We start from the raw sequence: 8,815 nt of genomic DNA, 5'->3' as shown, positions 1-8,815 counted from the left end.
TACGACATCATTCGCTGATCACCGCCGACAAAGCGCCGGCCGCGGGGGAAACCCGGCGGCCGGTTTTCCTCGCGCGCATCTCGATCATTCATCCGGGCATGATCATTTCCGCTTCAAGCGTGTCTTCATCGGCGTCCACGTCCAATCCTTCTTCGACGGCGTCGCCGGTATAGGCCGCCTTTCCGGTCGCCAGCTCGATCAAACCCAGCAGACGTTTCTGCCGGTCGGCCATGAATCCCTCGAAATCGTCTCTGCGCACCAGCTCGGGGTCGATCAGATGCGAGCGCAGATAGCCATCGAGCCGTTGGCGTTCGATGGGTGGATTCTCCTTGTCGCCCTTTTCGAGCCTCGCCAGGTATTCCGACGGCGCGACGCCGCCAATGATGCGATTGGTGCGGAATGACAGCGGTGTTTTGTTGATGATCGAGTCGAATACGGCCGGCTTGATGCCCTGCCCCTTGCACCAGTCCTGGGGAAAGATGTGATGGATGTCGACGTTTTCGCCAAAGAACACGATGTGGTCGAACTGCTGTCCGGAGCGGAAGTCCCGTGCGCCTTCTTTCATCAATAATGCATTGATTCCCTTGTAAGCCGCCGACAGGCGCATGCGCATGGTCTTCAAACGGTCTGGGCGAAAGATGGTCTCGCTCACGGTGGATGGTTCGGGTCCGTCCTTCAGCCACAGCGGAGCCTCCATGAAATCCCTGGCGATCCGGGATTCCACCGCCGAACCATAGAGCTCGCCGAATACGCCGTTCCAGTACCAACGAACCAGTTTCGCGCGGTTGGCCTCGTGCTCCCAGGCATCGCCGATGTCCGCAAGAATCGCCGCCAGCGGCACGATCTGCGACTGATACGGTAAGTCGAATACGCGGTAGATATGCAGCATGTGCAGGAATTTCGCGGCCCGCACGAAGCCATCCTCGACCTGTTTTTCGTACTGCTTGTAGGCGGCCAGCGGCAGATTCAGCAAGGCCTGCCGGTTGCCGATCACGGCCGGCAGTTCCTTGCCCGTTTTGCCGGCGCGCTCGGCCTCGCGGCGGCGTTCGCGCGTATAAAAGAGCGAGATCGCCTGCAGGAAATCGGTGTTGCTCACCCGGGCGATGATGCCTTCCTCGGAATCGGCGGGGCGCAGCGTGTCCACGAACCGCCGGTGCCGACCCTTGGTTTCGTTGTCGCCATACCAATCCTTGCGCAGTTCGTGGCCATCCGCCGCATAGGTGGCCGTCACCAGCTCGAAGGCGTCCAGCGGCTTGCCGCCGGTGTTCACCTTCTCGAACACGACACAGACCGCCTCCTTGGATGTCGAGCGATCCAGAGAAATCACCGGCACCCGGTAGTACTTGAAGTTCTCCAATATTTGGCGCTTGAAGGCGCGAAACGTCTCGCGCTTTTCCTCGTGCTCATTGCCGCGCCAGTAATCGCCGAAACCATCCTGCCAGCGATCCCAGTCGAACACCTGGCTCACCGGATACATCAGGGCTGCGTATTCGCCCTGCGGTGTGGATAGGTCCAATACCACTTCGCGGCCGAAATCCTTGCGGATCACCTTGTCCTCGGGCACGCCGACGATGGCCTCCTCGCGGTCGATGGCAGGGTCGAGCGCCTTGCAGATGTCGATATAGAACCAGCGCTTGACCTTCTTGTTCTTCGGCGTGAGTGTCTCGACCACCTGCTTGCGCAGAGTGACCTGATAGAGCGAGGTCATGCGCTGCTGGCCGTCGAGCAACAGCGATTGTGGCGCCGTATTTCGCGCTTCGGCCGGCGCACCTTCCACGGGCCGCGGCTTGAAGTTCACCTCGCCGCCGGTGTCCGGCGTCATCAGCGCGCCGACCGGGAAGGCGCGCGAGACCGAGGCGATCAGACTCCGGATGCGCTCCTCGTCCCACACCCAGCTGCGCTGGAAGTCCGGCAGTTGCAGCACGCCGCGATGGCAGTCCTCCAGCAGCTTGTAGAGGTCATAAGGATTGGTCTGAAACGTTGAGCCGGCCATGTTCGGGAGTCCTTGCTGGTTTATCCATGGTCGATTTCGGTCAGGACAGTCACGGCGCCAGCCACGGATTGACGACGCTCACACCCGCCGCCGCGAACGGGGCGGTGTCCCGCGTGGCGACAGTGAGCCCATTGGCCGACGCGGTGGCGGCGATATAGCCGTCGGCGGCGGCGATGGCCCGACCGGCGCTGCGTGCGCGGGTCATCAGTTCGGCATAGGCCTGTGTGGCGGGCAGGTCGAAGGGGAGTACCCGGCCGAGGAACAGCGGCAGTACGCGCCGCTCGAAGTCTTCCCCAAGCCGGTCCCGCCGTTTGCCCGCCGGCAGCGCGGCGATGCCGAAGCGCAGTTCGGCCACGGTGATGGCGGACAGGAACAGGGTTTCGAGCGGTTGGGTGTCCAGCCAAGCGACCACTTGGCTGTTGGGTTGCGGCCACAGGGGCTCCGAGATGACGTTGGTGTCGACCAGAATCATTCGAAACGCACGGGTTCGGCGGGGGTCTTGTCCCGTTGCTCGAACACGGCCTGGTCTTCCTCGCTCAGTTCGGCGCGACGGCCGATATCGGCCAGCAGTGAACCCAGTTGGATGCGCCTGGCAGGCTTCGCCGCCTCTTCCAGAATGGCGCGCACTTCGGCCTCGGTGCTGCGCCCGTGCAGGGCGGCGCGCACGCGCAGTGCGCGGTGTACTTCGTCGGGCAGGTTGCGGACGGTGATCGAGGCCATGTATTCAATCCTCCGTGGCGATCCCAGTGCAGTCACTTTATGTTTTTGATGTCACCCCCCGCAATGGTTTTGGCTCGTGGACCCTTTGCCGGTGCGCGTCAGGCCGGGGTTTGTCGGCCAGTCATTCCCATTCAACAGTCCGGCAATGCCTCGGACGGCCGCTTTCAGCTTGCCGCTCAGCGCTTCAGGATCACCGCCAGCCGCTCGACGATGCCGTCGCCGGCCAGGTGGGTCTGCACGATCTCGTCGATGTCTTGCGTGGAGCTCGGCTGATACCAGACGCCGGCCGGGTAGACCACCATCAGCGGCCCCGCACTGCAGAAGCCCAGGCAGCCGGTCGCCGCCATGCCGACGTCAGGCAGGTTCTTTAGCTGCAACTGCTTGCCGAGGTGGTCCCACAACGGCGCCGCGCCGCTCGCCCCGCAGCTGCCGCGCGGATGGCCCGGCGGCCGCTGCTGGTAACAGCAGAACACGTGGTGGCGAAAGACGGCGGGCAACTCACAGGCTTCGCTGGACATGGCGCCTCCTGGCGGCGTGGGGTATCCGCAGCCGCGCTACACGCGCGGCTTTTCCGAGCGGGCGTAATGGCTGAAATGCCCCTCGCGCGCCGCCTGGCGGCGGGCGCTGGCGAGGATTTCCTTCGACCTGCCGGGCGCGTGGGGCGCCGACACCTGCTTGGCAACGTGCGAGCTGCCGCAGTGCGGGCACGCCGGTGGATCGGTGCGCATCAGCAGCTCAAAGGTCCGGCCGCAGGCCTCGCAGTGAAAGTCGAAGATGGGCATGGGCGTCGCCGCTGGTAACGCCGGCACGGCGCCGGCCCAGCAGCCAAAGCAAGATCGGGGCCGAGGGTTAATGGGCTGATTTGGCGCTGAAAAGAAGGGGCGAGGGAGGAGGCGGGTGTTGCGTTTGTCGGCTTTGGGACGCGGGTATCGGGTCAACTTGGATTTGAGGTCGGATCAGGCAGCGGGACGATGAAGAACTATTCATCTGGGATGCCGCCCGTTGTGCGCCGCGCCGTCACCGCAGCGCCGTTACGACCCGGTGTCGGGCTCCCCGCGCACTAAGCCCCAGCTGCTGTGCATCCTCGACAGGGCCTTTGACGAGATCGACGAGCCACTGGCGTGGCGGCCAACTTCCCGATTTCAACTTCGACACTCGTCAGGAGCAACGCGTTCGAGATAGACCCGTAGCTACAAGGCCACGCGGCCATTAAAGACACCGGGTGCGCGTCAAGCCGCCAAGGCTGAGGCTCGTACCGCGGCAAGGCTGGATACCAGCTCGTCCAGTTCCGCCGGCCGGAACAGGCCATCCGGTCCGCGCGGTGTGAGGTCCGTGAAGGGCGATTCGTACAGCCGCGCCGGGTCCATCACGCCGTGCTCGGTGAGGTGGTCCACCACCAGATTGACGAATTCGAGCTGGTTCGCGGAAAGAGTGCTGCCTGTGATGAAGCCACTCATCACCGCCTTGGCAGCTTCGCGATCCAGGCCCACCAGCGAACGCACGAATAGACCCAGACCCTGCGCCGCGTCGGCGGCTCGCCGGATGTCATCGGCCGCACCGATGCCGCTGTCGATCAGCATCCGTTCGAGTTCGGCAAGGTCGCTCGCCGTCAGCGGCTTGTTGCCGCGCAGCTTGGCGATCGCCACGTGGTCGAGATGCTGGCGCAGAAATGCCTGTGCCTTGGCGCGAAAACGGGCCTGATCAGTGCCGGCCGCGAAGCCGGGCAGGTTCACTTCGGCTTCGTCACCGAGCTTGTCCTCGAAGTCCGTGTAGACCGGCTTGCGCTGCTGGCGGTCGATGAACTGCACCAGCGCGCGCAGCCGGCGCCGCAGCGTTTCGAGCATCGGAATGGTGACGTCCTCCCACCAGGCATCGCTTTGTACGTCCTGGATCAGCGCCATCTGCTCGCGCACCATCGGAATGGCGGACTTCTCTTCCAGCAACCCGGCAATCTCCACCACGCGCTTGCGTAGGCGTTCGAAGCCGGGTTCGGATCGCAGCAGCGCGAGTTGAAGGCCAAGCGCCAGCAAGTCGAAGCGCTTTGCTTCCTCGTTCTCGGCGTCGAGTTCCGACGGCAGCCCCGCCACCTCGTGCGCCAGCTCGGCCAGCGCATCCGCGGGCAACGTGGTCCAGGCTTCCGGCTTGGCGAGTCTCTCCACCGCGCGGCGGTGCGGGCGCACCACGAAGTTGTCGAGATTCATGGCCGCCACTTCCCGGTGCAGCAGCGCGGCGATCTGCGCGCGCACCTCGGCGTCCGACTCGGGATGGCCCGGCGGCGGCAGCACGGGTTCCGCCGCCTTCGTTTCCGCGGCGAGCCGCGCGTCGAGCTGTCCGATCAGCTCCAGCCGCGCATCGAACAGCCGCTTGCCGAGCGAGGTGCCGACGGCGCCCTCGGTGCCGGGCAAATCCTGGCTGAAGTATTCGAGGTTCTGGCAGTAGTCGAAGACGAAAAAGCTCTCCTTGTGCTGTCCCGGGCCGAACAGGTCCGCGCACAGGCGCGTGCCACGGCCGAGCATCTGCCAGAACTTGGTCTTCGAGCGCACCGGCTTGAAGAACACCAGGTTCACCACTTCCGGCACGTCGATGCCGGTGTCGAGCATGTCCACGGAGATAGCGATGTGCGGCGGCTTGTCCCGCTGCGAGAACGCATCGATCAGGCTTTGCGCGTACTCGGTCTTGAAGGTGATGACGCGCGCGAAGGCGCCCTTCTGGTGCGGGTAGTTGGCGTCGAAGCGCTCGGCGATGAACTGCGCGTGCGCCTCGTTCTTGGCGAACACGATGGTCTTGCCGAGGCGATCGCCGCCCGCCACCTTGAGCCCGCGCGTCATCAGGTGCGCGAGCACCTTGTCCACGGTGTCGGTGTTGAACAGCCACTTGTTGACGGCGTCGGCCTCGACGCGGTCCGGCACATTGCCGTCCTCGTCCCACTCCAGCGCGTCCCACTGGTCCTTGTCGTCCTCGGACAGCTCGTCGTAGCGGATGCCCTCGCGCTGGAACCGCAGCGGCACGGACACCGCCCGCGCCGGCACCAGGTAGCCGTCGCGCACGGCTTCTTCCAGTCCATAGGCGTCGGTCGGCACGCCGTTTTCGAGATCGAACAGGCCGTAAGTGTTGCGGTCCACCTCGTCCTTGGGCGTGGCGGTCAGGCCCACCAGCAGCGCGTCGAAGTAGTCGAAGATCGCCCGGTACTTCTGGAACACCGAGCGGTGCGCCTCGTCGATGATCACCAGATCGAAGTGCCCCACGCCGAAGCGCCGTTGCCCGTCGGCCGCGTCGTCGATCAATCCCATCATGGTGGGATAGGTGGAGACGTAGACGCGGCCCTCCTTGTCCTTCTCGGTGACCAGGTTCACCGGCGAGGCATCCGCCAGGTGCGCCTTGAAGGCGTTCACCGCCTGGGTCACCAGCGCCACGCGGTCGGCCAGAAACAGGACCCGCTTGGCCCAGTTGCAGCGCAGCAGCAGGTCGCTGAGCGCGATCACCGTGCGCGTCTTGCCGGCGCCGGTGGCCATCACCAGCAGCGCCTTGCGCTCGTGGTCGCGCTCGAAGGCCTCAGCCACGCGGCGGATGGCGCGCGTCTGGTAGTGGCGCTCGACGATGGTGGAGCTGATCGGCGCCTGCGCCAGCGCCCGGCGCGTACCGCGTCGCTGGATGGCGAGTTCCAGCTCGGCTTTCTTGTAAAAGCCCTGCACGCGGCGCGGCGGGTAGCGGGTGTCGTCCCACAGCCAGTGCTCGTAGCCGTTGGAGTAGAAGATCAGCGGCCGCTGGCCGAACTGCTGCTCCAGGCAATCCGCATAGAGCTTGGCCTGCTGCTGGCCGACGCGGGCATCGCGGCGCGTGCGCTTGGCCTCCACCAGCGCGAGCGGTTTGCCGTCGTCGCCCCACAGCACGTAGTCGACGAAGCCCGTGCCCTGCGTGTTCGGCATGCCGGCGACCTCGAACTCGCGGTCGCGCGGTTGATCCAGCGGCCAGCCCGCCTCCCGGAGCAGCAGGTCGATGAAGGCGTCGCGGGTCTGCGCCTCCGAGTAGTCGTGCGTGTCGGGCTGCGCGGCGGCGGCCTGCCTTGCCGCCGCCACCTCGGCGCGCAGGCGCTGGAGCTCCTCGTCGAGCGCGGTCTTGTCGGCGAGCAGCGCGGCGAGATTCTCGTCCTGCGCGTGCAGGCGGTCTTGCAGCGCCTGCAACTGGTCGGCCGTCTGCGCCGCCGCCCGCGCCGGCGGCGGCAGCGCGGCAGCATCGAAGGCCAGGTCCGGCACCGGCCGGCCGGTGCGCCCGTAGGTGCGCGCCAGCCAGTAGCAAAAATGGAACAGCTCGCGCACCGCCGCCAGTCCATCCGCAGCCGGCACCGACTTGTGGCTGTGCACCGCGCGGTTGCCGAGCGTCACGATCACCCGCGCCTTGCCGAACACCGCCTCACCGGCGGTCTGCTTGAAGCTCGGCTCGTGGATCAGGGCGGACAGGTTGTCCTGGTACGGCAGCTTCAGGCCCGGATCGGCCTTGTACGCCCAGCGCACCGCCAGCTCCAGCGCGCGCCGGGCGTAGAAGCACGCCGTGCGCGGATCGGCGTGGACCGCGCCCTCGGCGCTCGTCGCCGCCTCGAACACGGCGGGCCATTCGCGGTGGAGGAAGGCGAACTGGCTCACTCGTCGATGCTCCTTTTGCAATAACCAGCCTTTGGCATGGCGGCCACGGTGAACCCCGTCAAAGGCTGGAACGCCTTTACCCGACGGGCGTTTGCAACGTTTTGCTTCGGGATTGCAACCTACCCCAAGCAGGTTGCAATTCGCACTCAAAAAGATTCTTATGGATCATAGGCTTACATGCGACCATCTGCCGCTGCCCTAACAGACATTGCGGATCGCCGCTCACGGTTGCAATTCCTCACGGCCGGCGCCGGGATACCAGCGGGCCCCTTCGTCACCCCGCGCCCCTTGGTCATCCCGCCCCCTTTCGTCACCCCGGCGGAAGCCGGGGTCCAGAACACCAACTGGATTCCGGCCTGCGCCGGAATGACGGCGGGTTCCGCTCGCATTTCGCCACCCCCGGCCCCCTTCGCCACCCCGGCGAAAGCCGGGGTCCAGTTACAGCAGCCGCTCATAAAGATCGTCCCACTCGGGATTGGTCTTCTCGATCAACGCTAGTTTCCAGGCCCGCTTCCACTCCTTGATGGCCTTTTCGCGCCCGATCGCGGACTCCATGGTCTGATGCAGCTCGTACCAGACGAGGCGGTCGACTCCGTACTTCTTGGTGAACCCCTCGACGACATGGTTCTTGTGCTCCCACACCCGCTTGATGAGATCCGACGTCACACCCACATACAGCGTGCCGTTACGACGGTTGGCCAGCAAATAGACACACGGCTGTTTCATGGCTGTCTGGTGTCCGCCGACGCGCGATGCGCTTTCGACATTTCGCGAGTCCGCTTGCCTGCACACCCCAACGACAACCGGGAGGCCGATCCACCCGTCACCACGTCACCCCTGCCACTTCGTCACCCCGGCGAACGCCGGGGTCCAGAAACCACTGGATTCCGGCCTGCGCCGGAATGACGGCGGGGTGGGCGTAGCGTGTCACAGCTCGCCGCGGAAGGCGCGGTGCTGGCGGGAGGCAAGGCCGCTTCCCCAGGCAGCGGGGCAAAACGCGACGATCCGGCACGCCACCCGCATTTCGCCACCCCGGTTGCCACACCGGCCCCCTTCGTCACCCCGGCGTAGGCCGGGGTCCAGAATAGCCAGTGGATTCCGGCCTGCGCCGGAACGACGGCGGGGTGGGCGCACCGTGTCATGGCTCGCCGTGGAAGGCGCGGTGGTTTGCATGAGGCTGCCTCAACCGCCGCGGTACACGGCGTCGGCGTCGAGCGCGCTGCTCAAATACGGCGTGAAGCCGGCGAGCAGTATCGACATGGCCACCATGTCGCGCATGTCCACCGGGCGCAGCGCGCCTGCGGGGTTGCCGCCGTGGCGAATCCCCGGATAGTCGCTGGCGAAACCGTAGAGGTTCCTCAATGCGGCCTTGATCGCACCGTGCGGCCAAGTTTTGACCTGGTTGCAGATGCCACCCAACTCGGCCTCGGTGACGCCCGGAGTGGTCCGCCCGATGGCCTCC

General features: G+C 65.6%; 7 protein-coding genes and 1 pseudogene. All 8 read right to left on the bottom strand.

The window, feature by feature from the left end; translation table 11 throughout:
- Window positions 1-88: 88 nt before the first annotated feature.
- Window positions 89-1,993 (bottom strand): DUF262 domain-containing protein, encoded by a 1,905-nt coding sequence (locus PHC73_RS08350; RefSeq protein ID WP_300126669.1) that lies wholly within the window; start codon window positions 1,991-1,993, stop codon window positions 89-91.
- A 49-nt stretch (window positions 1,994-2,042) separates the two neighbouring features.
- On the bottom strand, window positions 2,043-2,465 hold the full coding sequence (locus tag PHC73_RS08345) for a type II toxin-antitoxin system VapC family toxin (RefSeq protein WP_300126667.1): 423 nt from the start codon (window positions 2,463-2,465) through the stop codon (window positions 2,043-2,045).
- Window positions 2,462-2,713, bottom strand: a complete 252-nt coding sequence (locus PHC73_RS08340) for an Arc family DNA-binding protein (protein ID WP_300126665.1) — start codon at window positions 2,711-2,713, stop codon at window positions 2,462-2,464. Before PHC73_RS08340 ends, PHC73_RS08345 begins: the two co-directional genes overlap by 4 nt.
- Before the next feature lie 176 nt (window positions 2,714-2,889).
- On the bottom strand, window positions 2,890-3,231 hold the full coding sequence (locus tag PHC73_RS08335) for a (2Fe-2S) ferredoxin domain-containing protein (RefSeq protein WP_300126663.1): 342 nt from the start codon (window positions 3,229-3,231) through the stop codon (window positions 2,890-2,892).
- Between the two features lie 36 nt (window positions 3,232-3,267).
- Window positions 3,268-3,495 (bottom strand): FmdB family zinc ribbon protein, encoded by a 228-nt coding sequence (locus tag PHC73_RS08330; protein WP_300126661.1) that lies wholly within the window; start codon window positions 3,493-3,495, stop codon window positions 3,268-3,270.
- Window positions 3,496-3,942: 447 nt separating this feature from the next.
- Window positions 3,943-7,353, bottom strand: a complete 3,411-nt coding sequence (locus PHC73_RS08325; protein WP_300126659.1) for a DEAD/DEAH box helicase family protein — start codon at window positions 7,351-7,353, stop codon at window positions 3,943-3,945.
- 438 nt (window positions 7,354-7,791) lie between these two features.
- Window positions 7,792-8,079 carry a GIY-YIG nuclease family protein gene (locus PHC73_RS08320; RefSeq protein WP_300126657.1) on the bottom strand — a complete coding sequence of 96 codons (288 nt, stop codon included), beginning with the start codon at window positions 8,077-8,079 and terminating at the stop codon, window positions 7,792-7,794.
- A gap of 456 nt (window positions 8,080-8,535) precedes the next feature.
- A pseudogene (locus PHC73_RS08315) lies at window positions 8,536-8,815 on the bottom strand (hypothetical protein); the annotation flags it as partial.

The organism is Immundisolibacter sp., assembly GCF_028696615.1.
Taxonomy (GTDB): domain Bacteria; phylum Pseudomonadota; class Gammaproteobacteria; order Immundisolibacterales; family Immundisolibacteraceae; genus Immundisolibacter.
The sequence above is the reverse complement of the archived record's forward strand: the minus strand, read 5'-3'. Positions and strand labels throughout refer to the sequence as shown.